This is a genomic window from Psychrobacter sp. I-STPA10 (assembly GCF_021012795.1).
Lineage (GTDB): Bacteria > Pseudomonadota > Gammaproteobacteria > Pseudomonadales > Moraxellaceae > Psychrobacter.
The window spans coordinates 1-23348 of sequence record NZ_VFYU01000012.1 but is presented as its reverse complement, the minus strand read 5'-3'; the positions used below and the strand labels follow the sequence as shown (position 1 = coordinate 23348).

19 protein-coding genes and 2 tRNA genes are annotated in these 23348 nt (G+C 37.7%); 11 read left to right on the top strand and 10 right to left on the bottom strand.

The genetic code is table 11. The features are described 5' to 3' along the window. Positions 1-38 precede the first annotated feature (38 nt). The 3 genes from FHK89_RS05080 to FHK89_RS05070 are packed head-to-tail and all read left to right on the top strand — an operon-like array spanning position 39 to position 5750. Positions 39-1859, top strand: a complete 1821-nt coding sequence (locus FHK89_RS05080; RefSeq protein ID WP_230657531.1) for a GmrSD restriction endonuclease domain-containing protein — start codon at positions 39-41, stop codon at positions 1857-1859. Continuing rightward, positions 1852-5019: a type I restriction endonuclease subunit R gene (locus FHK89_RS05075; RefSeq protein WP_230657529.1), complete on the top strand. Its 3168-nt coding sequence runs from the start codon at positions 1852-1854 to the stop codon at positions 5017-5019. The genes FHK89_RS05080 and FHK89_RS05075 overlap by 8 nt, the downstream gene beginning before the upstream one ends. Further along, a complete protein-coding gene (locus FHK89_RS05070; RefSeq protein ID WP_230657526.1) occupies positions 5016-5750 on the top strand; it encodes a M48 family metallopeptidase in 735 nt (244 codons plus the stop codon). The genes FHK89_RS05075 and FHK89_RS05070 overlap by 4 nt, the downstream gene beginning before the upstream one ends. 173 nt (positions 5751-5923) lie before the next feature. Here the strand turns inward: FHK89_RS05070 and FHK89_RS05065 are convergent, their stop codons facing one another. The 7 genes from FHK89_RS05065 to FHK89_RS05035 all read right to left on the bottom strand — a co-directional run bounded on the left by FHK89_RS05065 (position 5924) and on the right by FHK89_RS05035 (position 9106). Continuing rightward, the gene (locus FHK89_RS05065; protein WP_230657523.1) at positions 5924-6166 is read right to left on the bottom strand and encodes a helix-turn-helix domain-containing protein; all 243 of its coding nucleotides are present in this window, start codon (positions 6164-6166) and stop codon (positions 5924-5926) included. Positions 6167-6273: 107 nt separating this feature from the next. Then, positions 6274-7278, bottom strand: a complete 1005-nt coding sequence (locus tag FHK89_RS05060) for an SMI1/KNR4 family protein (RefSeq protein WP_230657519.1) — start codon at positions 7276-7278, stop codon at positions 6274-6276. 76 nt (positions 7279-7354) lie between these two features. Beyond that, positions 7355-7801: a hypothetical protein gene (locus FHK89_RS05055; protein WP_230657513.1), complete on the bottom strand. Its 447-nt coding sequence runs from the start codon at positions 7799-7801 to the stop codon at positions 7355-7357. 30 nt (positions 7802-7831) lie between these two features. Beyond that, positions 7832-8389, bottom strand: coding sequence for a hypothetical protein (locus FHK89_RS05050; RefSeq protein ID WP_230657510.1), 558 nt, complete (start codon positions 8387-8389; stop codon positions 7832-7834). A gap of 5 nt (positions 8390-8394) precedes the next feature. Beyond that, positions 8395-8622, bottom strand: coding sequence for a hypothetical protein (locus tag FHK89_RS05045; RefSeq protein WP_230657506.1), 228 nt, complete (start codon positions 8620-8622; stop codon positions 8395-8397). A gap of 287 nt (positions 8623-8909) precedes the next feature. Continuing rightward, a tRNA-Asp gene (locus tag FHK89_RS05040) sits at positions 8910-8986 on the bottom strand. Positions 8987-9030: 44 nt separating this feature from the next. After that, positions 9031-9106, bottom strand: a tRNA-Val gene (locus tag FHK89_RS05035). A 598-nt stretch (positions 9107-9704) separates the two neighbouring features. On the opposite strand from FHK89_RS05035, the gene ftsY reads away from it, so the two are divergent. Together ftsY and FHK89_RS05025 are read left to right on the top strand one after the other, a co-directional pair. Further along, positions 9705-10613 carry a signal recognition particle-docking protein FtsY gene (gene ftsY, locus FHK89_RS05030; RefSeq protein ID WP_230657814.1) on the top strand — a complete coding sequence of 303 codons (909 nt, stop codon included), beginning with the start codon at positions 9705-9707 and terminating at the stop codon, positions 10611-10613. 65 nt (positions 10614-10678) lie between these two features. Then, positions 10679-11335: a hypothetical protein gene (locus FHK89_RS05025; RefSeq protein ID WP_230657503.1), complete on the top strand. Its 657-nt coding sequence runs from the start codon at positions 10679-10681 to the stop codon at positions 11333-11335. 64 nt (positions 11336-11399) lie between these two features. Here FHK89_RS05025 and FHK89_RS05020 read toward each other — a convergent pair whose 3' ends face one another. Further along, a complete protein-coding gene (locus FHK89_RS05020; RefSeq protein WP_230657501.1) occupies positions 11400-12152 on the bottom strand; it encodes a YebC/PmpR family DNA-binding transcriptional regulator in 753 nt (250 codons plus the stop codon). 567 nt (positions 12153-12719) lie between these two features. Here FHK89_RS05020 and FHK89_RS05015 point away from each other — a divergent pair. Then, the gene (locus FHK89_RS05015) at positions 12720-13550 is read left to right on the top strand and encodes an ion transporter (protein ID WP_230657499.1); all 831 of its coding nucleotides are present in this window, start codon (positions 12720-12722) and stop codon (positions 13548-13550) included. A gap of 11 nt (positions 13551-13561) precedes the next feature. Here the strand turns inward: FHK89_RS05015 and mnmA are convergent, their stop codons facing one another. Continuing rightward, positions 13562-14767, bottom strand: a complete 1206-nt coding sequence (gene mnmA, locus FHK89_RS05010; protein ID WP_268992926.1) for a tRNA 2-thiouridine(34) synthase MnmA — start codon at positions 14765-14767, stop codon at positions 13562-13564. Positions 14768-14855: 88 nt separating this feature from the next. Here mnmA and ispF point away from each other — a divergent pair, with 88 nt between their 5' ends. From ispF to FHK89_RS04985, 5 genes are all read left to right on the top strand, one after another. After that, the gene (gene ispF, locus FHK89_RS05005; RefSeq protein ID WP_442966561.1) at positions 14856-15374 is read left to right on the top strand and encodes a 2-C-methyl-D-erythritol 2,4-cyclodiphosphate synthase; all 519 of its coding nucleotides are present in this window, start codon (positions 14856-14858) and stop codon (positions 15372-15374) included. A 309-nt stretch (positions 15375-15683) separates the two neighbouring features. Continuing rightward, complete coding sequence (grxD, locus tag FHK89_RS05000; protein ID WP_230657494.1) at positions 15684-16031, top strand: Grx4 family monothiol glutaredoxin; 348 nt, start codon at positions 15684-15686, stop codon at positions 16029-16031. A gap of 228 nt (positions 16032-16259) precedes the next feature. Then, the gene (locus FHK89_RS04995) at positions 16260-16778 is read left to right on the top strand and encodes a hypothetical protein (RefSeq protein WP_230657491.1); all 519 of its coding nucleotides are present in this window, start codon (positions 16260-16262) and stop codon (positions 16776-16778) included. A 383-nt stretch (positions 16779-17161) separates the two neighbouring features. Then, positions 17162-18262: a fasciclin domain-containing protein gene (locus FHK89_RS04990; protein ID WP_230657488.1), complete on the top strand. Its 1101-nt coding sequence runs from the start codon at positions 17162-17164 to the stop codon at positions 18260-18262. Between the two features lie 679 nt (positions 18263-18941). Further along, on the top strand, positions 18942-20537 hold the full coding sequence (locus FHK89_RS04985) for a DEAD/DEAH box helicase (RefSeq protein WP_230657485.1): 1596 nt from the start codon (positions 18942-18944) through the stop codon (positions 20535-20537). Between the two features lie 214 nt (positions 20538-20751). Here FHK89_RS04985 and FHK89_RS04980 read toward each other — a convergent pair whose 3' ends face one another. Continuing rightward, positions 20752-23175 (bottom strand): WG repeat-containing protein, encoded by a 2424-nt coding sequence (locus tag FHK89_RS04980; RefSeq protein ID WP_230657482.1) that lies wholly within the window; start codon positions 23173-23175, stop codon positions 20752-20754. Positions 23176-23348: the final 173 nt, after the last annotated feature.

Here is a 23348-nt window from a genome sequence, read left to right as displayed (position 1 = left end):
TATTATCAGTTATATCAATACTTATGGAATTATTTAAAATGACAAACTTTGACTCCACCAAAATATTATTAGGCGAGCTACTAAAAAATATAAAATCAGGCAAAGTACAATTACCAGATTTCCAGCGTGGTTGGGTATGGGATGATGATCATATCAAAGACTTGTTAGTCAGTATTGCACGCTCTTTTCCAGTTGGTGCAGTGATGCTTTTAGAAACGGGTGGTGAAGTGAAATTTCAAACACGTCCTGTTGAAGGGGTGGAAAAAATAATAGAGCCCAATATTGAACCCCAAAAACTCATCCTAGATGGACAACAGCGCCTAACCACATTAACACAAGCCATAGGGCTAACTACGCCCGTTCAAACGCGTACAAATAAAGGCAAAGCCATACAACGTCATTACTATTTTGATATACGCAAAGCCATTGAATCAGAAGAATATATTGAAGATGCTATCATTGCTGTAGATGAAAATAAACAAATTAAAAGTAATTTTGGTCGTGATATTGAGCTAGATTTATCCAGTGTAGAAAAAGAATGTGAGTATATGATGTTTCCTTGTGATCAATTGTTCAACTCTAATGAATGGCTCATTGAGTTAAGCAAAAATCACACAGATCCTAATGATTTATCAGTTTTTACTCAATTTATCAGTAAAGTTGTGCAGCCTTTTACTACTTATCAACTGCCTGTCATTGAATTAAAAAAAGAATCTTCCAAAGAAGCAGTTTGTTTGGTTTTTGAAAAAGTAAATACAGGTGGCGTACAGTTGTCAGTGTTTGAATTAATTACTGCCAGCTATGCAGCCGAAGGTTATAACTTACGAGACGACTGGCTTGGCTCAGATACTCGTGATGTAAACTCGCGTAAAGATCGTATAACAGCAAACCCTCTGTTACAGGGCACAGAAGCAACAGAAGTACTGCAAGCAGTGACTATTTTATATACCTATGACTTACGAAAAAAAGATATCGCAGCGGGTAAATCTGGTAAGCAAATTCGCCCAGTAAGTGCAAAACGTACCGATATGCTAAAGCTACCACTTTCTGCTTGGTTGCAATATGCTGATAACATCGAACAAGGATTTAAACAAGCAGCACAATTTTTGCGAAAAGAGTTTTTTTATGCACGTAGTGAACTGCCTTATCGCACCCAAATTATTCCTTTGGCCGCTGTTATGTCCAAACTAGATAATCGCTGGCTAGAACCAAAAATTTATGAAAAATTAGCCCGATGGTTTTGGTGTGGTGTCCTAGGTGAGCTGTATGGTGGAGCAGTTGAAACGCGTATCGCCAATGATTTTGAGGAGTTGCTAGAATGGTTTGATGATGATAGCAAGATACCTCGTACTGTCATCGATGCCTTCTTCCAACCCGAGCGACTTTATAGTCTATACTCTCGTAATAGTGCAGCTTATAAAGCCATCAATATTTTAATATTACGAGAAGGCGCGAAAGATTGGTTCTGGAATGCAACGATTCAAGAGTTGGATGCACAGCAAGAGCTTGCCCTCGATATTCATCATATATTCCCTCGTAAATGGTGTGATGAACGTAACTTAGATAGCAAAGTCTATAATTGTATCTTGAATAAGACCAGCATCTCTTATAAAGCCAACCGTAAAATAGGCGGTGATGCACCTTCTATATATTTACAAAAAATTCAAAATGAAAAACAAGTAAGTTTAAGTGATGAAGAAATGGATTTATTATTAGCTACCCATTCCCTATCTCCATCGTTATTGCGTGCTGATAATTTTGAAGACTTTATTATTAACAGACGAGAGCAATTAATTGGTCTTATCACTAAAGCAATGGGGAAAGCTATAGAGACAGAGGAAACAATGGAATATGAGTAACGTCAACGATATTGAAAGACTCACCCAAAATCGTATCATACAATTTTTTGTTGATACGCTCGGATATCGCTATCTTGGGGACTTTAAAGACAGAGCAAATAACCGTAATATTGAAACCGACATATTAGAGCAGTGGCTTGCCAGCCGTAACGTCAGTCCCACCTTAAGACGCCGTGCCATTCATAGCCTACAAAAAGCCGCCGCACTTGGTAGTGGCATTAAGCTGTACGATGCCAACAAAGAGGTATATGGACTACTGCGCTATGGCATAAAAGAAAAAGAAGGCGCTGGCGAGCATTATGAAACCATTAACCTCATTGATTGGGATAACCCAGAAGCCAATGATTTTGCCATCGCAGAAGAAGTATCCATCGCCGGTGAGCATAAAAAACGACCGGACATCGTTATCTATGTCAATGGCATTGCGCTTGGGGTGATTGAATTAAAACGCTCCACCATTAACGTATCCGAAGGCATCCGCCAAAACCTTGATAATCAAAGCAAAGAATTTATCCGTAACTTTTTTAGTACCATTCAGCTAGTAATGGCAGGCAATGACAGTCAAGGACTGCGCTATGGCACCATCGAAACACCCGAAAAATACTACCTAGAATGGAAAGAAGCCAATCCCAATCATACACCTCAATCAGATATCAGCGTCCCCACTCATCTCACTTTGGCAGATGCCAATTTTACCGATAAAAAGCTGGATTTTGATGTATATAATCTGTGTAATAAACCCCGATTATTAGATATTATTCATAACTTTATTGTATTTGATGCTGGGGTCAAAAAAACCTGTCGTCACAATCAATTTTTTGGTTTGCAAGCGGCGAAGCAAAATCTGAAAGCACATAAAGATGGCATCATTTGGCACACTCAAGGCTCTGGCAAAAGCTTAACCATGGTCTGGCTTGCCAAATGGATACGAGAGAACATCACTAATAGCCGCGTGCTCATTATTACCGACCGTACCGAGCTAGATGAGCAAATCGAAAAAGTATTTTTTGGTGTCAATGAAGAGATCTATCGTACCAAAAGTGGCGCGGATCTCATTAAACATCTCAATCAATCAAACCCTTGGCTATTGTGTTCTTTAATTCATAAGTTTGGCAATCATACCGATGATGACGACACCTCCAAAGACACAGATGCCTTTATTAAAGAGATTCAAGCAAATCTACCCTCAGACTTTAGCCCCAAGGGTGATATTTATGTCTTTGTGGATGAGTGCCACCGTACACAATCGGGCAAATTACACAGTGCGATGAAGGCATTACTGCCAGATGCCATGTTTATAGGCTTTACTGGCACACCGCTGCTTAAAAAGGATAAAAAGAAATCCATCGAAGTATTTGGCCCTTTTATCCATACTTATAAATTTGATGAAGCCGTATCTGACGGAGTGGTATTAGACTTACGCTACGAAGCGCGCGATATTGATCAACAGCTCACCTCATCCAAAAAAGTAGATGCCTGGTTTGATGCTCATACCAAAAATCTAAGTAACATTGCAAAAACCCAACTCAAACAAAAATGGGGCACTATGCAGCGAGTGCTCTCTAGCCAGTCTCGTATAGAGTGCATCGTCAACGATATTTTACTGGATATGCAAATCAAGCCAAGGCTTATGGAAGGACATGGTAATGCGATGCTTGTATGTAGCAGTATTTATCAAGCTTGCAAGTCTTATGAGGCTTTTGAAAAATCGTTTCTCAAATCAAAAGTAGCCATTGTCACCAGCTACTTACCCACCGCTGATAGCATCAAGGGTGAAGAAACGGGCGAAGGCATGACCGAAAAGCTATTTAAATATCGCACCTACCGCAAAATGATTGCCGACTACTATGACATCAGTGAAAAAGAAGCCAGCTTAAAAGCGCCAGAATTTGAAAAAGCAGTAAAAAAACGCTTTAAAGAAGAACCCGGGCAAATGCGGCTATTGATAGTGGTAGATAAGCTATTAACCGGCTTTGATGCGCCTTCTGCCACCTATCTGTATATTGATAAAAAAATGGCGGATCACAACTTGTTTCAGGCGATTTGTCGGGTGAACCGCCTTGATGGTGAAGATAAAGAATATGGGTATATCGTCGATTATCAAGACTTATTCCAATCATTACAAACAACCATTACCAACTATACGCAAGGGGCGTTTGCAAACTATGATGACGAAGATGTAAAAGGCTTACTAAAGGATCGTTTAACTCATGGCAAACAAAACCTCGATGATGCCTTAGAGATGGTACGCGGACTGTGTGAACCGGTGAAATATCCTAGAAACACAGAAGATTATGCCCATTACTTTTGTCCGAGTCAGGGCATGTCTGAAGACATAAAGCTAGAAAAAGAACAGCTACGACTCACTTTTTATAAAAGCGTCTCAAAGCTTATCAGAGCCTACAGTAATATCGCCAATGAAATGACCGAGGCGGGATATAAAGATGATGAAATAGCCCGCATTAAAGAGGATGTCAAGCATTTTGAGGCTGTCCGTCACAGCATCAAGTTTATCAGTGCTGATCACGTTGATATGAAAATCTATGAGCCCACCATGCGCCGGATGCTAGATACTTATATCTATGCTTCACCCAGTGAAACCGTCATGGACTTTGAAGAGTTAGGTCTTATCGAGTTAATTGTCAACGAAGGCACAGATGCATTTATTAAAGCCATACCTAAAGACATTGCTAGTAACCCAGAAAACGTCGCAGAAACCATTGAAAATAATGTGCGCAAAACCATCGTTGATGAAAATCCAATCAACCCCAAATACTATGAGTATATGTCTGTCTTGCTTGATGAAATCATCGAGCAACGCCGCAAAAAAGCCATCGAATACGCAGAGTATTTACAACAAATTCGCAATCTTGCTACCAAAGTCATCCATCCCACTGGTACGGCACAAGGCAACCACTATCCTGAAACTATCAATACACCTGCCAAGCGTGCGTTATATGATAATTTAGATCAAAATGAAGAGTTAGCCGATAAGATAGACGCAGCGATTCGACTCAACAAACAGGCTGACTGGCAAGGACATCTAATCAAAGAGCGTAAGGTCAAAAATGCTGTGCATGAGACTGTTTCTCAGTATCAAGTTGATGTTGATATGGATACCTTGATTAATCTGGTGAAGGCACAACAGGAATATAAGTGATTTTGAAAATTGGTGAATTAGACATTCATCTGCTACGCAAAGATATAAAAAACTTACATATTAGTGTCATGCCGCCAGATGGACAAGTGAGAGTATCCGCTCCTAATGCCATGACACAAACTACCATTCGTATGGCGGTAATCCATCGCATACCTTGGATAAGACGTCAGCAAGCGAAGTTTGCTAAACAGCGACGTCAAAGTGCGCGTGAAATGGTCACAGGTGAGTCGCATTATCTTTGGGGCAGGCGTTATCGGCTATTGGTCAATGAGTTAGCAACTGATTTAAAATCTGCTCAATCGGTTAAGCTACATCGAGGTAGATTGGTTTTATCCGTTACTCCTAGCGCTTCCACCAACAGCAAGGTTCAGCTGTTAGATGAATATTATCGCTCGCGACTAAAAGCCAAAGTACCTGATATATTACAAAAATGGGCACAAATTACTGGCACTGACTGCGGCTCATGGCATATTCAAAAAATGAAAACCAAATGGGGGAGTTGTAATATTGAAGAAAAGCGTATTTTATTAAATCTTGAGCTCGCAAAAAAGCCCTTACCTTGCTTAGAGTATATCATTGTGCATGAATTAATTCATTTTAAAGAGCGCCAACATAACGATAGATTTAAAGCACTTTTAGATAGCTATATGCCGGATTGGAGAGCTCGACGAGAGTTACTTAAACAAATGCCATTAAAACAAGAAAGTTGGAAAATAGACAATTTTTGCTGACTATAGCTTTCATTGCCATTAATGGGGTTTTTAATGGCATTTATAAAGTCAAAACCATATTTTGGTCACTGACTAAGCATAAAATTTATACATTCAATATGCTCAAAAAGCATAAATTTTATGCCTTATGATTTTATCATCTTACCTATTTGGGTCTATTTTTTTCTTAAACCCTAAAGTCTGGATGTAAATTTTGCCAAAATGGCTTGTACTTGCAAAAGTTTATCTTTGGGAATCAGCATAAGTTGGCAATTTAACCCTTTAGCGATAAGCTCTAAGGTATTGAGGCGAGGATTACCTTTAGACTCTATTTGCTGATACTGTTGGCGTGAGATACCCACACGCATCAGCATATCACTTTGTTTGAGTCCGAGTGTGGTGCGTTGTTGTTTTAGTTGAGTATGTATTGAAGTCATGATATGGCTGGATATAATAGAAGATAAGCAACATATTAATTGCTTTTTTATAGTCAAGCAATTTATTTGTTGACAGATTGCACCACTTTATAAGCTAGTCCTAGCATCTAACTATATTTAATCACTTCTTTGATAAACTCTAAAAAGGTTTTACCTGTTTTGGCGAAAATTAGGTCATAGCTATTATAATGATGCACCATATCTGCATCTTTACGATTGGTCGCTAAAAAGAAGTGATTATCTCGTTTATAAGTCATAAATATAAAATATTTATCCTCTTGATTATAATTATCTGGGTCTCTCCATCTATTTTCTAAAACGCTGTCAATATAATATACTTTTTCTATTAAACTCATTTTATTATAAAAAATAAAATCATCACTTAGTAACCCACCAGATGACCGCCCCATATAGTGCATAAAGTCTTTAAGCTGTCCAGTAATCTGAATTTTATAAACATGTTCAAATGCTGATATTTCACTTAAGCTATAACCTTTGATTTGGGTGATATCATAGTGGCGGTTAGGATGAATTTTGATTAATTCATTAATATAAGCCTGTTGTTTGTTTAGATAATCGTCCACATATTCTGCACCAATATGGGTTGATTGTGGTAATAGCTCTCCAGTATAACGGTATTGCAAGTCTTGTGGGGTATCATCACCAAAATTTATCACCACCCCTTTTAAAAATTCAGTAAAATTTTGACCTGTATCTGATATATCTTTTGAACCTTCTACATGATGATAGACTCTATCAGGATTATCAGAAGTTGTTTTTAAAAAATATAGATGGGTCTCTGAAAGACAAGCAAAGAAAAAAGAGTTTTTATAGGAAAAGTCATAACCACTAGAATATAAAAGCTCATCATTATAGGATTTATAAAGAATCATATGTATTGTAGGCTGAAAGTTATATAGCATTATACTATCTTCTGCTAATAGCCCACCCGAAGAGCGTCCCATACAGCGCATAAACTGTTTAAACTCTCCTTGAATACAAATGCTATAAAGTGCTTCTATCTGTTTGATTTCATCTTCACTATAGCCTTTTACCAGATGAGGTCGATACCATTTGCCTTGGGCGACTTCTTCTATATAACTATAATTCATTAGCGGTTTTCTCCAGTACTTCCATGATAAATATTAACTTTTGTGTTTGAAAACTCTTTAGCTAAATCAATTTCACCTAGTTATTATTAGTACTTGGTAGAGTATCTAAATTGCAATCAAAAATAACTTTCTTAATTTCAGCAAGTGTATATTTATGACACCCTTTATCATCAGGGATAGCACCATTATCATCAATAGCGAACGAATTAAACTTTTTAATAAAACAATAAGCTGTCATATAAGTTAACAGCCAATTACCTCTACAGGTTAACATACATAAATATTCATAGCTTTCATGCTCTGTAACTGATACGTCGAATCTAGAAATTAAGTAATTACAAAATAATTGTGTATTCATATAATATAAACATACATATCCATTAATATCTGCACCCTTATTTAATGTTAAATCTATTTGTGGAATTTCTTTTCCAAAATCTTGAAAGCCATCATACAAAATCTTCTCTAAATCATTTTTGTCAAGTAACGGTCTAGGTAATGGTACACTTAGGTCTTGTGACATTACTTTTATCCTGTTGTGATAATTAAGGCTCTATAATAATCGACCTGTAGTTAGCTTATAATAAGTTTCATCATCTTCTCCAGTAACACAACAAACTTCGTATTTACGATAACTTTTTAGAAAATCAAAAACAGTGCCAAGAATTTTTATAGTTTCAGGTTCTTCATCATAATATAGATACACTAAATCATCTTTATCAGCTGTGAGCATAAAATAAAAGTATACCTGGTCATCATCAGCAAGTAATAAAAATTGTTTCTCAACTAAATTAATATGATTAATAAGCCGTAAAAACTCTGCACAATCCTTTTCATTTTGCCAAGCCTCTTGCATTTTTTTGCCAAAATATTCGCTAGTTGGCTTAGCAGTTGATCTATAAATTGTCATATTACCACCTAATAATAATCCTCCTGAGTTTTTACCTAGCGTTACCAACCACTCTTTTAGTTGTCCACTAATAGTGATATTATACCTTTGTTCGATTTCTAAAATTTCATTATTACTATATCCTTTAATTAGTTCTGGACGTTCAATAAATTTATTTTCTTTATTGCGAATTACACTTAGATCTTTAATTAAATTGCTCATATAAGTTAATCCTTAGCACCATGTTGAATACTAATATTTAAGTTTGGATTGTTTTTTGCAAAATCTTCAATGCTACCACCATAACCATCTTTACCACCACAACCAAAACACGCACCAGGATTTTGACTACTTGAGTTTTGGATATTGATTACAACATTAAAATTAGAATCTTTATTTAGGCTATCATTTATATAGTCCATTAATTTTTTTTCTGTATGGCTTCGATTATCCATAATACCTCTATCTTTAGTGCGTAGGGTGCATTCTATGCACCTTTATCTAACGGTGCGTAAAACGCACACTACAATTCCCTTGTTTATGAAGTCTCTGGAGCTACATATAGTCAGTTAGTTTTATAAAAAACAATAACTATCAACGGCTGATAATCTATAAAATTGCGTAAGTCCTATATATAATTATTAGTAAACCAAAAACCTACAGACATAAAAAAACCTCAAGTAAGGGGATACTTGAGGCGAAACTTGTTTAAACAATAAGTTTAATATCTAGTTTTAAAATATGGCGCAGCGGACGGGACTCGAACCCGCGACCCCCGGCGTGACAGGCCGGTATTCTAACCAACTGAACTACCGCTGCTTAGGTCGCTATCTAGCTTATTTATCCACTCGCTATATAAGAAGTGGTGGGTGATGACGGATTCGAACCGCCGACATTCTGCGTGTAAGGCAGACGCTCTACCAACTGAGCTAATCACCCTAAGAAGCGTATAAAAAAAGCACTGCTTTTTTAGCTTTGCAAGAGAAATTTACTTAAAGACAAATTTCTTAAAAACCTTATTCAATTAATTGATTAAGGTGTCTTGCTGTGGGTGTGTATTATATAGATTTGAATTTGCATGTCAAATGTTTTTTATAAGTTTATAAAACTTTGAGGTTTCGATGAGCGTGAGGTAATGCTAAGTGTCTACTTGATGAGGTGCAATATGCTAAACTAACCCCATTATATTTCATTAACATAATTATCGTTTAGCTAGAAGAGTAGATATATGAATAATAGCAATAACCCCAATCGTATTGTCATTGATTTAGATGGTGATTTAGATGATGATGATATTACTCTGCCCAGTATGCCCATACAGCAAGTCCCGATTGCTCAACAGCCTCAATTATCCTCAACTAATATAGAGACAAACAAAGCAGCCAATAATATAGCTGCTGCCACAGATGATATTTCTAACACTCAGACATCTGCATTAGGTGTACACACTAAAGTAGCAACAACATCTAACGTAGCGACGACAACAGATTCTGATACTCATGAAGAACAGAGTAAAAAAGGCAGTTGGTTTAATCGAATGAAATCTGGTCTATCTAAGTCTCGTAAAAACTTAGCAGAAGGTATGGTCAATATCTTAATTGGTGGTAAAGAAATTGACGATGAACTGCTAGAAGAGGTGGAAGATCAGTTGTTGGTGGCAGATATTGGTGTTAATGCAACCAATCGTATTATCAAAAGTCTAACCGAGCAGACGGATAGAGGCGATTTGATCTACTCTCATGCGCTATATAAAGCACTGCAAAAAGAATTGGTGGAGATTTTAGAGCCAAAAGTTGCGCCATTAGTGATAGACACCAGCAAAAAGCCATTTGTTATCTTAATGGTTGGAGTCAATGGGGTGGGTAAAACCACTACCATTGGCAAATTGGCTAAGCGTCTGCAAGCTGAGGGTAAGTCAGTGATGTTGGCTGCTGGCGATACCTTCCGTGCAGCAGCGACAGAGCAATTACAAGTATGGGGTGAGCGTAATAATATTCCAGTTATTGCACAAGGTCATGGCTCAGACAGCGCATCGGTTATTTTTGATGCGATGCAATCTGCCAAAGCAAAAAATATTGATGTACTGATTGCTGATACCGCAGGGCGACTACAAAATAAAACCCATCTGATGGCAGAGCTTGAAAAAGTAGTGCGGGTGATGCGTAAAGCAGATCCAGAAGCACCGCATGAGGGTATGATTGTACTTGATGCAGGTACAGGACAAAATGCCATCAGTCAGGTTGAGATATTCAATCAAGCGGTGCCATTAACAGGGATTACGGTGACTAAGCTTGATGGTACTGCAAAAGGTGGGGTGGTGTTTAATATTGCTGAAACAACCAATATTCCCATACGTTATATTGGCGTAGGGGAGTCAATTGATGACTTACGGGCTTTTAGCCCTAAGCAGTTTGTAGCGGCATTATTTGAGACCGACGAAAAGTAGTCTAATGCTTGGTATGGATATTTTAGCTTAATTTTTTAGCTTAATTATAGGTATTATATGGAAGTATGAGCGTGACCAGCCACCAAAATCAAAGTAAACGCCAACGAGAATGGGTATATTTATGCCATTATCTTGCCATTACGGGTCTTGATCCTGTGCATATTATCTCGGGACAAGATGATGGACAAGAGCCAGATTTTACTTTGGTTTTTTATTGGCAACAGCGTTTTTATTATGTTGGTGTGGAGTTGACCACCTTGCCAAGATTGCGTGATCAGATGGGTGATAAAGGGCTTATTAGTAAACGTTGGTATTGGCAGAGTCTACAGATTATGGCAAAGCATCAAGCAGCTTTAGATGAGCAGCAATATTTTCAGCTACCCATTACGACTTTATATATGCCTGCGACAATCTTTGAGCAGCGTTTGCAGTATCTGCCCCATTCAGCGATTACCCAAAAAGATGTCAATGCTGTTATGGATAAAAAAGCTCATAAAGTGCCCAATTATCAAATTCGGCGCACTCTTGATGAGCTTTGGTTGTTGATACATACTGATAAATATCAGCCAACAAGTATATTAACTGTTCCCAAAACTACGGTGCAAACGTCTAAATCCAAGCAACTAAAATTGACGCATCACAGTGGTTTTAATCGGGTGCATATTACTCGTTATCCCAGTCATAAGCTGATTGATGTGAGCAAATCTACTTCTGATAAGTGATTAGATTTGCTCAAAAAGATTGTTTGATAGAAGATAACTTTATAACAGATAGTTTTATAATAGATTATTCCGCTTCAAGTTGTGCCATGACTTCATCAGAAAAGTTCACATTGCTATAAACCTCTTGCACATCGTCCAAATCTTCTAACATTTCAATCATTTTCATCACTTTTTGTGCATCCTCAATATCAGTGATGTCAGCGGTTGTTGATGGTGACATGGTGACTTCGGCATTATTAGAGACCAAACCTGCGGCATTAAGCGCATCTTTGACCACCCCAAATTTTTCAGGCTCGGTAATGACAATCAAAGTCTCACCATCATTTTCAATATCAATTGCGCCTGCGTCGAGTGCAGTGAGCATGACTTCTTCTTCTAAAGACACATCATCAAAACTAATCTCACCACGTTTATTAAATAGATAGGCGACTGATCCAGATGTGCCTAAGTTGCCATCGTGCTTGGTAAAGGCATGACGCACTTCACTGACGGTACGATTCACGTTGTCGGTCATGGTTTCAACCAATACTGCCACACCACCAATACCATAGCCTTCATAGCTAATCTCTTCCATATTGTCATTATCACCACCACCAGCACCACGTTCGATGGCACGTTTGATGGTATCTTTGGTCATATTAACCGATAATGCCTTTTCTACTGCGGCACGTAGGCGAGGGTTTTTATCTGGCTCAGGATCGCCTTGTTTGGCAGCAGAGACAATCTCACGAATGATCTTGGTAAAAATTTTGCCTTTGGCGGCATCTTGGCGTGCTTTACGGTGCTTAATATTTGCCCATTTAGAATGACCTGCCATATAATTTCCTTAATTAAGTCAGTTGATTACAGTTGAGTAAAATGGTTAACGCGGGTGATCCATCAATATATCATGTCATATTGATTAGCAGTTTTTAAGTTAGGTTAAATGGTTGTGTGCGTCAGTTTATCGTATAATGACCGTTAGCAACCATAAGCTTATATAGTCAGCCTACTATAAATTCACCACGGTGTTAACCTTGCTTAATGTACTTTGTGTACTATCTTTACTCGGTTGCCTTATGGTGTAATTATATTAGATTGACTATAATGAGTTTGTTTATTTAACCTTTAAAAACTATTTTTTAAATTTTATTTAAAATTAATGTTATTAAAAAAGTAACACGGTTAAAATTGAGACAGTAGCAAATGGTTAAAAGATAAGTCCCTATTATAGTCAAACCTTGTTGTCTGTACTACTGTGTCATTAGCAAACACTATACTTACACAGACAAACTGGCTATAGTCCTATCAGTAGAAATCAGCGTCAGATACCATAATAATTTTGTTTATTCATTGTATTTGCCTTGTTTGTGCTTAAATTTATCTACAGAGTTTCGGTCATTATATGAAATCAACCACCACTGATGCCATCAATAATTTGCGCAATCGTATTCATATTATTGTTGAAGGTACAGACACGCCTTTAGGTAAGTTATTTGATATTGTACTTCTGATTGCAATTGTACTGAGTGTGGCAGTGGTAATGTTAGACAGTGTGCTGTATATGCGCTTGCAGTTTGGTACACTGTTTTTTTATGCGGAATGGTTTTTCACCATATTATTTACTATTGAATACATATTACGCTTATTTTCAGCACCCAATCGCTTGCGTTATATGTTTAGTTTTTTTGGTATTGTTGATTTATTATCGGTATTACCCAGCTATTTAAGCCTGCTATTTGGTGGGGTGCAATATCTGATCGTGGTGCGAGTACTGCGGACATTGCGAGTCTTCCGTGTGCTTAAGCTCAAGGCATATATGCAGCAGGCAGGATTTTTGGCAGCAGCACTTAAGACCAGTCAACAAAAAATCACTGTGTTTTTCTTATCTGTGCTGCTGTTGGTGACCATATTTGGCTCAGTACTGTATGTGGTAGAAGGACCAGAAAACGGTTTTACCAGTATCCCATTATCCATTTATTGGGCAATTGTGACATTAACGACGGTTGGTTATGGGGATATGTCTCCTAAAACCCCACTTGGACAAGCCATTGCAAGTATGGTGATGATCACAGGTTATTCTATCATTGCTGTGCCCACAGGTATTTTTACTGCTGAGCTTGCTAAGAATATGCGCCCACAATTACACCCAATCACTTGCCCTAAGTGTGGTAAGTTTGGACATGCTGCTGCTGCCAGTTTTTGTGATCGCTGCGGGCATGATTTGCATCTTTAAAATAGGCTGTTTTAGTGACTGGGTATTATTGATCCATCGTTCATCGTTGCTATCACCCCACCACCAAGACATACTTCATTAATATAAAAGACAGCAGATTGTCCTGGTGTCACTGCGCGCTGCGGTGCATCAAAGATAACTTGAATTTCACTGCCACTGTCATTAGTGGCAAAGACTTTACAAGTTTGATCAGGTTGACGATAGCGAGTTTTGGCAGTACAGATTAGTCCCTCATTGCTAAATATGGCATTGGGGGCAATGTTTTCTACCCAGTCACACTGTTCGGCGGTTAGTGTCTGGCTCATCATCATTGGATGCTCGTGCCCTTGTCCGACAATCAGGCGATTATTCTCAAGGTCTTTTGCCAATACAAACCAAGGTTCTTCGGGGCGATCTTTTACCCCACCAATGCCAATACCACCACGCTGACCAAGTGTGTAGTACATCAAGCCATCATGCGTGCCAATTTTTATGCCATCATCAGTATAGATATCGCCTTTTTGGGCTGGCAGGTATTGTTGCAAAAAGTCTTTAAAACGACGCTCACCAATAAAGCAAATACCAGTAGAGTCTTTCTTTTTGGCGGTAGCTAGCTTATGTTGTTCAGCAATACGACGGACTTCAGGCTTTTCTAGCTCACCAACAGGGAATAAAGTTTTGGCAATTTTATCACCGCCCACCGCATGTAAAAAGTAGCTTTGGTCTTTGTTGTTATCAAGCCCACGTAGTAGCTGCGCAACCTGCCTGCCTTCATCATTATTATAGCTGACACTGCGGCGAGTATAATGCCCTGTGGCGATAAAATCGGCTCCTAGTGTGATGGCATAATCCAAAAATGCTTTAAATTTGATTTCTTTATTGCATAAGATATCAGGGTTTGGGGTACGACCTGCTTTATATTCAGCCAAAAAATGTTCAAATACTCTATCCCAATATTCCATGGCAAAATTAGCGGTATGTAGTTTAATGCCAATTTTGTCACACACCGCTTGCGCATCAGCTAAATCTTCCATTGCAGTACAGTATTCTGTACCATCATCTTCTTCCCAGTTTTTCATAAACAAGCCTTCAACTGCAAAGCCCGCCTGCTGTAATAAAACCGCAGATACAGAAGAGTCAACACCACCAGACATGCCGACAATGACACGTTTGTGACTAGGATTGGTAACATTGGCAAGAGAGAGGGTAGGGTGGTTACAGATTTGTAAATTAGACATAAATAATTGGCTATTGGCTGTGGTAGAATTTAGGGTAAATCATTACCCTTATTATAACATTGATGGAGATAAAATGATAAAAGCTGGCATGATTAAGATTGGACAAGGTATAGATGTGCATGCTTTTCATAATAATGGAGAGGCACAGCAGTTTGTTGTCTTGGCAGGTGTGCCAATTGAGCACACCCATAGTTTATTGGCACATTCAGATGGTGATGTGGTGATACATGCATTGTGTGATGCGCTGCTTGGTGCATTGGCAATGGGGGATATTGGTCAGCATTTTCCTGATAGCGATGATGCCAATGCAGGCATAGATTCACGTATCTTATTACGTCACGTTTATTCACTGGTTACACAGGCTGGCTATAAGCTTGGTAATGTAGATATTACGGTGATGTGCGAGCGTCCCAAAATTACCCCTTATAGTTTGGCCATGTGTGAGAATATTGCCGCAGACTTACAAACAGAGGTCAGCAACATTAGCATTAAAGCGACCACCAGTGAAAAATTAGGTTTTACAGGTCGCAAAGAGGGCATCATGGCAACGGCCGTGGTGCTATTGCTACGTCATGATGATAAGAGCAATGATACAAATACTCATTAAGTGGTATTTAATGAGAGAACAAACGTGTGCTAAGAACCTGTATTCACAACCCATAATGGTGTGGTGGCTTTTTGCCTAAAATAGACGTACTACGGCGTTAAATTTTGGGGTAAATAGAGTGACTATTTGCCCCCAAATTTGCCTTGTATTACGCAATTTTAGTTTAAAATTCCCCTGATTTTGGATTATGAATACAGGTTCTAAGATTTAGGCAAAGAGCGACTAAATAATTTAGTTGATGGGGGTTGTTTTTTTTAAGCCTTCCCCCATAGATTATAAAAATAGATAGATTAATTTTAAGGAGTCACTATGAGCGAGCAAGACAACAACACCAGCAATGACATCGAGCAACTTATCCGCCAGCAAATCGAAGAAAACAAAGTATTGCTATATATGAAAGGCACCCCACAATTTCCACAATGTGGTTTTTCTGCTAAGGCAATCGAAGTGTTAACCCAAATAGGTCGTCCATTTGCTTTTGTCAATATCTTAGAAAATCCTGAGATTCGTGCAACCCTACCAAAAATTGCCAACTGGCCTACGTTTCCACAGCTTTGGATTAATGGCGAGCTGATGGGTGGTTCAGATATTATTCTACAAATGTACCAATCTGGTGAGCTAAAACCATTGGTTGAAGAATTTAGTCCTGCACCTTAATAGCAATAGCTGTTTGAGTGATGGTGTGGCATTATTTATATTGTTATATCTTTTGAATTCAAATTTCGAATCCAAGTAATGTGCCATTACTTGGATTTTTTATTGCTTAGTTTTTTTAGTGATTTTTTTTATTGGTCTTATTCTTAAAGGTGCTCATTTATTGTGCGCCAATCTTTCTTTTTGCAATATTTGCAACAGATGATCGTCAATTAATATAAGTGAATGTTTATGAATAATGTAGAAAGCAGACAACAACCTGTGTCTATAACAGAGAATGTAGAGAAAAAACGTCAGTATTTATTACAACAATCTACTGAGATTCTCACGATTGCCAATAATCAGCCCAATTCCGCTTTAAGGTGTATTCATCTAGTCAATGTGGCAGGTGGCGCAACGGCAGCAACTTACAAAGCCATCGAGCAGCGCATCAGAGAAGATAACGATGCCACGGCTGCATATCATTTGGTACTGATGGCACAAAGCACTGCTGATTTGCCGATAGATGCCCGCCGTCTGATAGCTTTGGTGGTCGAGCATGGTGACGCTAGGCAATGTTTGGCATTGCTTAAAAACTTACCACTACCACCAGTAGAGGTGATAAAGCAACGCATTATTGCTAGTGGTGATACACAGGTGTTACAAGCAATGACAGCCTATTTGCAAGATAACCCTGAAGGTTATGGCAGCCACATCAATGCCAGTGTAGTAGGTGGGCAAAAAGATAGAATTGTGCCACTGAGTGAGTAAAAGTGTTTGTGATGATCCGATTATTAGTTTAAATTTTAATAGAGGATAATTAAAAAAACTTACTAATAGAATAAATTTCAATAGAATTATTTTTAATTTACTGTTTAAAAATGCTAATTTTATTTACTAAATATAAATGATATGAATTTTCATTATCAATTACTTGGCTTTTATAAGAAAAGTATGTTAATTTTAACGCCGTTACATTTTTAGTTGAATGTTTCTTTAAGTCATTAAGACCTAATTAAAATCTATAGGATGAAGATAAACCAACACCATACCATAATGTTTATGGTGGTTTAGATATTATTCTATTGATGGTTTTATATGGCTTGAATGGACTATCACACCGTCGCAAGTTTTAATTTTAATGGAGTAAAACTATGAAAATTCAGTTGAAAGCATTGGCATTAGCAATCTCAGCCACTTTACTACTAACAGCTTGTCATGATGATGATGACAAACACTATACAGTTACTCAGGACAATAATACTCATACTGATCAAGACAAAGATAAAGATAAAGAAGAGCCTAATAAAGATGCTAAGGCATTGACTGCGGTATTACAAGACCAGCAACTTACCTTATTCTCACAAGGTTTACAAGTTGTTGCAGGTACAGATAAGCAAGACTTACTACAAGAGATTGAAGCCATGCCTTCAGTCACTGTGCTGGCACCTACTGATGAAGCTATTAATAAAACAGTAGCTATTTTAGATAAACTCGGTCTACTGACAGACCTGGATAAGAGTGGCAAAGTAGATGCATATGATCTAGTGGCTAATAAAGAACTACTTGGCTCACTATTAAAATACCATGTATTGACAGAAAAACTTGGTTCTGCTGATGTGGTTAATAAACTAGATACCAACTTGAAAACCTTAAATGGTGCACCATTATTTGTTACTAAATCAGGTAATGATTATATTGTTCCAAGTCAGGCGATTCAGTTGGCGAATATGGCAAAAGCAGATTCTGAGACTCAAGCAAAAGTGGATATGTCTAAACTTGATCTAGAAATCAAAAATGGTTATGTGCATGTGATTGATCAGGCATTGATTCCACCAACAATGACAGCAGATGAAGTATTAGCGAAGATACCACAAGTAAGTGAGTTTGATGCCATCAGTAAAGCTGGAATAGAAGCAGATGCTAATAAAAAATCACTCAGTGATTTTGCGGAAACTAAATCCGATAATGGTTACACTTATCTAATTCCTAATAATACTGCTACCAATGCAAAATGCAAAGCACTTCAAGAACAATATAGCACTTTCCTTACTAAACCATTATACAAAGATGGTAGCTGTAATAAAGAAGCTTATTCATTGCCATTAGTACTAGGAAGCTTACCTAAACTTATCCAGCCTGTAATTCAAGCTGATGCTAAATTCTCGGGACAATTAACTGATATACAAGATATAATCGTTGCACCAAATATTATTGCTAAAGATGGTGTAATTCAGATAACTAATAAATTTTAGTTTGAATAGATTGTAATTCTGAGACAATAATGTTACAGAGAACTCCAAGCCTTGAAAACTTGGAGTTTTTTTATACAAAGTGTTAGTTAAATAGTTGCGATTTTGATAAAAAGATAGCATTGTGCCGCTGAGTGAGTAAAAGTATTTTAGGATCTGTTGAATATTTATCTTCATAGGAAAAATTGCGATACTGATTTTAATAAACAGTGACTGAGTCAAGACAATAAACGCTGGTAGCTTATTTATCAAGGTGGGATATTAACCAGTTTATAGACGCTTCATTAGGCAAATTTTGCCAATTTTTACATGAAAGTAATAAAGTAGTTGTATCCCCAAAAGAAATACAATTAGGTTATTTTTGTTACTTGTGTTATAATCCGCCACCTTGCTGATTGATAACATCGCCTGCAATTGACGTCTGGAGTAGACACCTATTCAAATTGTTGCCGATGATTTTGAGCTGAGACAGCCTAAAATGACTTTTTTGCTGCCAGCGACTCACGGTAACAACCACCAAAATACGGCTCCGCCCTTCACATAGGATGTGTGATAGCCAGCCGCTTATCTGTGTTGTGCCTTTAATTAAATCATTAATTATTTCTTAAAACTACTGACATATCAAAACTGCGTGCCAGCAGCGTATGATTTTATATGTCTATATTTTTCCAAAGGACAACCCATGACAGATAACACCACCACAAACAATGCCCCTATTATTAAAGCTGATGAAGATTTAAGCTTTGTTGACCTTGAATTGTCTACTGAATTACTAGATGCCCTTACTGCCAGTGGCTATGATTCACCAACCCCCATTCAAGCACAAGCTATCCCACCAGCATTGGCAGGGCGCGATTTATTATTATCAGCACAAACAGGTAGTGGTAAAACCGCAGCATTTGTATTACCTGTATTAGATAAAATCATTCGTGATAAGTCTAGCAATAAAGTCATTCATACGGTGATTTTAACGCCAACTCGTGAGCTTGCCAATCAGGTGAGCGATAGCGTGCGCCAATACAGCTCAAAAACTCGCAATATTTTTAGTGTACCTTTAGTGGGCGGCGCACCTTATGGTGGACAGATACGTGCGCTTAAAAAAGGGGTGCAGATTATTATTGCTACACCCGGTCGTTTTATTGACCACATGAAATCAGAGCGTATTGATTTATCAGAGCTGGATATTTTAATCCTTGATGAAGCTGACCGTATGCTGGATATGGGTTTTGCTGATGATATTGAAAAAATCATGAAAGCCGCGCCTGATAGTCGTCAGACGATTATGTCTTCAGCAACTTGGGATGGTCCTGTTGGCAAAATCGCAGAGAGCTTTACCAAAAATCCTGAGCGTATTGCGATTAAAGTAGAATCTGCACATATTGATGAAACGGCTTATTATTGTGATGATTTTAATCATAAAAACAGACTACTTGATAACTTATTAAGTGATCCTGAAGTCAATCAAGCCATTGTGTTTGCAGCGACCAAACGTAGCTGTGAAACGCTGGCAAAAAGTTTGGTAGAAGCAGGTCATAAAGCACGCTTTTTACATGGCGATTTGCCACAAAACAAACGTACTCGCATTATTAATGATGTCAAAGCGGGTAAGATTAATATTTTGGTTGCTACCGATGTGGCGGCACGTGGTATTGATGTCAGTGGTATTACCCATGTATTTAACTATGACTTGCCCCGTCAAGTAGAAGATTATGTGCATCGCATTGGTCGTAGTGGTCGAGCTGGTCGTACAGGTATTGCCATTAACCTATGTAGCATTGATGATCGTCCACAATTAGATGCCATTAATCGCTATCTAAAACGACATATGATGGTTGCTGAAGTGGAAGGTATGGAGCCAAAGAAAAATACCAAAGATTTAAGAGTGGGTAGTGGTAGCAAGCGTGGACGTGGTGGCAACCGAGGTCGTGGTGGTAATGCCAACGGAAGAGGACGTAGTAATAGTAACGGCGGTGGCGGTTATCGTGGTCGTAGCTCTGAAGGTCGCTCAGATAGCCGTGGCAAATCTGCTGGCAATGGTGGTGGACGTGGACGCTTTGGCGAAGGCAGTGGTGAAAAACAAGGCGAGAAACGTGGCGGCTACCGTGGTAAGTCTGCTGGTAGTAGTAATGGCGGTGGGCAAGGTCGTTCACAGCGTAGTGGTGGTGAAGCAAATGGCAATAATGGTGGCGGTAAGCGTTACTCAGGTAAGCCGACAGGTCAGCGTCGCAGTGCAGCATCTCGTTCAAACGATGGTAACCGTGCGCCACGCCGTGGCTAGCAATTGTAGGCAGCATGGTTAATAAGTTTTAACCAGTTTTTGTTGTTAATTATAAAAAACCAGATAGTGCCAGATAGTGAATGTTGCTATCTGGTTTTTTTGTGGTTGTAATACTCCAGTAGTCATCATACTATTTTCTAAAATGACCTATCTGTATCAAATCTGCTTGGCTTGTTGTTTTATAGGTTGATTGTTAAAAATCACATACATACTGTTATAAGTAATCACTAAATTGTTCTGCAAATTCTTTATGACTTATAGAATCAATAATTTTTAGGTCTTTGTTGATTACATCAATACGATCATTATCAGGCTTAAAAAGATATAACTGATTATTTGACTGAACGGTATTATAAAAGATTTTTTCATATTCAAAATCTAAGAGAACTTTACCCGTTGCATCTATTACCCCGTATTTTAGGGTGGTGTCTATATTTTGTATTCCTGCTGTGGGCTGATCTGAGTTGGGTGGTGTTGATAATATGGTTGCTGTGGGTTGAGCGACAATAAATCTTGTCGCATCATTATATGGCTTCATTTTGGCATAGAGTGGCGCAATAAGCGTTTGTCCAGCTTCATTGAGAAGACCATATTTACCTTGCTTTGTCACCATATAAAACTTAATTGGTTTGATACTTTTATTAGAATTATTGTCTAAAAGGTCATCTGCTGTGTTTTCATAGTAGATGGGATAAATATCCTCATAAAGCATTGGTATAATGATGGTATTATCTGCCCCTAATATGCCTTGATTGTCATTTTTATCAAATATGCGTAGGTTATCTGATTTATATATTCCTACCACTGCGGCATACTGCTCTAAATGACGATGTGTTATGTTACCAGATGCGGTAATCAACATTATCTCTCCATCTTTTTGTACTTTATATAAGCCCTCATCCATGGATTCAATCTCCATAGGTTCGATAATGTCTTCATAAATAGGTGCAACAGCAATGGCGGTCATCTCTTCATTTAACCAACCATATTTGCCTTGCTTTTCGATGATGGCTAAATCAAATATATGATTCATTGGTGGTTTGATAAAGCGTAAGTCAGAAAGTGGAAAAAGCTGTTTACCTTCTGCATTGATAATGCCTTGTTGTTTGCCTTTGGTCAGTAAATAATAACTGCCTTTTTGGTACAGGTTTAACACAGCAATATCATCATAAACAATATCGGTGATAGCCTTATTTTGGGGGGTTAATAAACCATATTTTTGTTGCTGTTCAACCAATAATAAGTCGCCTTCGGTATGGCTGATAGAGTCATAGATAAAAGGTATCAAAACATTATTTTGAGAATCAACTAACCCATATTTATCTTCAATCTGAGCAATAAATAGCTGATAATCATGAGGATATTCAATTTGGTGGGTAATAGGAGTGTCTAAGTAACGGGTGCTGGTTAGCAGGGGATGAAAATTATTACGGTTTTGTGATTGATTGTGCACAAGCTGCTGTGTCAATGTTGGGTCAATAATAGGTAGGGGCTTTAAGCTGTCATAATATGTTGCAATGCTTAATTCACCAGATGCTGTTAGAGTAATAATGCCTATTTTTTGATTGGATAAAGCCAGCAGAGCTGAGCCCGAAAAACTCTGAATTTGCTCATATTTGGCTGGCAATACTACTTCTGCCTTAGAATTTATAATGCCAAATTTATTATATTCGTTATTTTTCTGATCACTAAGTTTTGAGTATTGGAATAAATTACCATTTAAACTTTTAGTTGGTGTGCTGGAGACAAGTAGAGTCTGACCATTTGCATTGATTAATGTTTCAGAAAATTCATTATGTTTATCACAAATATCATCAGGAAGATAACCATCCACATTGAAGAAATGGGCGTATTTTTCTATCTTGAAAATAGTTTCATCATCTTTAAAATTAAATTTATCAATAGACTGTAGTTTTGCAAAAGGTACTATAATCGTCTGATTTTGATCTATTAGTCCTATTTTGTCTCCTTGTTTAACCCGTAGAAATAAGCGTTCATTTGCATCTACATTCAGCAATGTAAGCTCATCATAGACAGGGGGAAGTAACATTTGTTTTTGATCGCTGATTAATCCAGTCTTATCATTTTTGTTGATAACAAAATAGCCAATATGGTGGGTTTGGTCACTGTGTAGATGTGAAATGGTGGTATCAACTGCAAAATTTTTAGTATTTGGATAAATCCAATTATCATTGTCTTTTACCACAGCAGTTTGATAGATTGCACCCTCATATTTGCCAAGTAAGTATGTGTCGTTAGCAAATAGAGTAATATCATCATAATTGAAATCAAAAATAAGCTTACCAGTTGTATCAATCACACCCCAATATCCATCACGTTTGGCAAGGATACGTCCATCAGGGAAAGCTAAAACTTTATATAACTCATCTTGTAGAATATTTCCATTGGTATCTATTAATTGATAATAGCTTTGATCAGGTTGTAATTGAAGTTGGTTGGGGTGAGATGCATTCATATCATTAATGGTTATAGTTTGCAGTGTATGATCATCAATGCTTGCATAACTGCTTGTAGGTATAAGGGCAATAGTGGTTATTGCTGTTAAGATGATAATCAAAGATAGCAGGTAATGAGTTAAGATATGTCGAAAAGATGGGCGTGGAATGGTAATAAACATAATCAATCTTTGATGTGAATGGTAAGGTTGGTGAGTAAGATTTATTGTTTGAATAGTATATCTGCTAATTATTTATATTTACATTTTAGTTTAATTATTATTTTTGGTGGTGTTTCAAAAAGTATGCTGTGGATATTTTTAATAAATTACCATAGCTTCAGCCCTCCCTAGCC

Excerpts from the sequence above, each read along its gene's own strand:
- FHK89_RS05060 (WP_230657519.1), bottom strand. The coding sequence starts at position 7,278 with ATGAATTATAGTTATATAGAAGAAGTCGCCCAAGGCAAATGGTATCGA.
- FHK89_RS04980 (WP_230657482.1), bottom strand. The coding sequence starts at position 23,175 with ATGTTTATTACCATTCCACGCCCATCTTTTCGACATATCTTAACTCAT.
- FHK89_RS05065 (WP_230657523.1), bottom strand. The coding sequence starts at position 6,166 with ATGACTTCAATACATACTCAACTAAAACAACAACGCACCACACTCGGA.
- grxD (WP_230657494.1), top strand. The coding sequence starts at position 15,684 with ATGAGCGAGCAAGACAACAACACCAGCAATGACATCGAGCAACTTATC.
- FHK89_RS05055 (WP_230657513.1), bottom strand. The coding sequence starts at position 7,801 with ATGTCACAAGACCTAAGTGTACCATTACCTAGACCGTTACTTGACAAA.
- FHK89_RS05045 (WP_230657506.1), bottom strand. The coding sequence starts at position 8,622 with ATGGATAATCGAAGCCATACAGAAAAAAAATTAATGGACTATATAAAT.
- FHK89_RS04990 (WP_230657488.1), top strand. The coding sequence starts at position 17,162 with ATGAAAATTCAGTTGAAAGCATTGGCATTAGCAATCTCAGCCACTTTA.
- FHK89_RS05015 (WP_230657499.1), top strand. The coding sequence starts at position 12,720 with ATGAAATCAACCACCACTGATGCCATCAATAATTTGCGCAATCGTATT.
- FHK89_RS05080 (WP_230657531.1), top strand. The coding sequence starts at position 39 with ATGACAAACTTTGACTCCACCAAAATATTATTAGGCGAGCTACTAAAA.
- FHK89_RS05020 (WP_230657501.1), bottom strand. The coding sequence starts at position 12,152 with ATGGCAGGTCATTCTAAATGGGCAAATATTAAGCACCGTAAAGCACGC.
- FHK89_RS04985 (WP_230657485.1), top strand. The coding sequence starts at position 18,942 with ATGACAGATAACACCACCACAAACAATGCCCCTATTATTAAAGCTGAT.
- mnmA (WP_268992926.1), bottom strand. The coding sequence starts at position 14,767 with ATGTCTAATTTACAAATCTGTAACCACCCTACCCTCTCTCTTGCCAAT.
- FHK89_RS05075 (WP_230657529.1), top strand. The coding sequence starts at position 1,852 with ATGAGTAACGTCAACGATATTGAAAGACTCACCCAAAATCGTATCATA.
- ftsY (WP_230657814.1), top strand. The coding sequence starts at position 9,705 with ATGAAATCTGGTCTATCTAAGTCTCGTAAAAACTTAGCAGAAGGTATG.
- FHK89_RS05050 (WP_230657510.1), bottom strand. The coding sequence starts at position 8,389 with ATGAGCAATTTAATTAAAGATCTAAGTGTAATTCGCAATAAAGAAAAT.
- ispF (WP_442966561.1), top strand. The coding sequence starts at position 14,856 with ATGATTAAGATTGGACAAGGTATAGATGTGCATGCTTTTCATAATAAT.
- FHK89_RS05025 (WP_230657503.1), top strand. The coding sequence starts at position 10,679 with ATGAGCGTGACCAGCCACCAAAATCAAAGTAAACGCCAACGAGAATGG.
- FHK89_RS04995 (WP_230657491.1), top strand. The coding sequence starts at position 16,260 with ATGAATAATGTAGAAAGCAGACAACAACCTGTGTCTATAACAGAGAAT.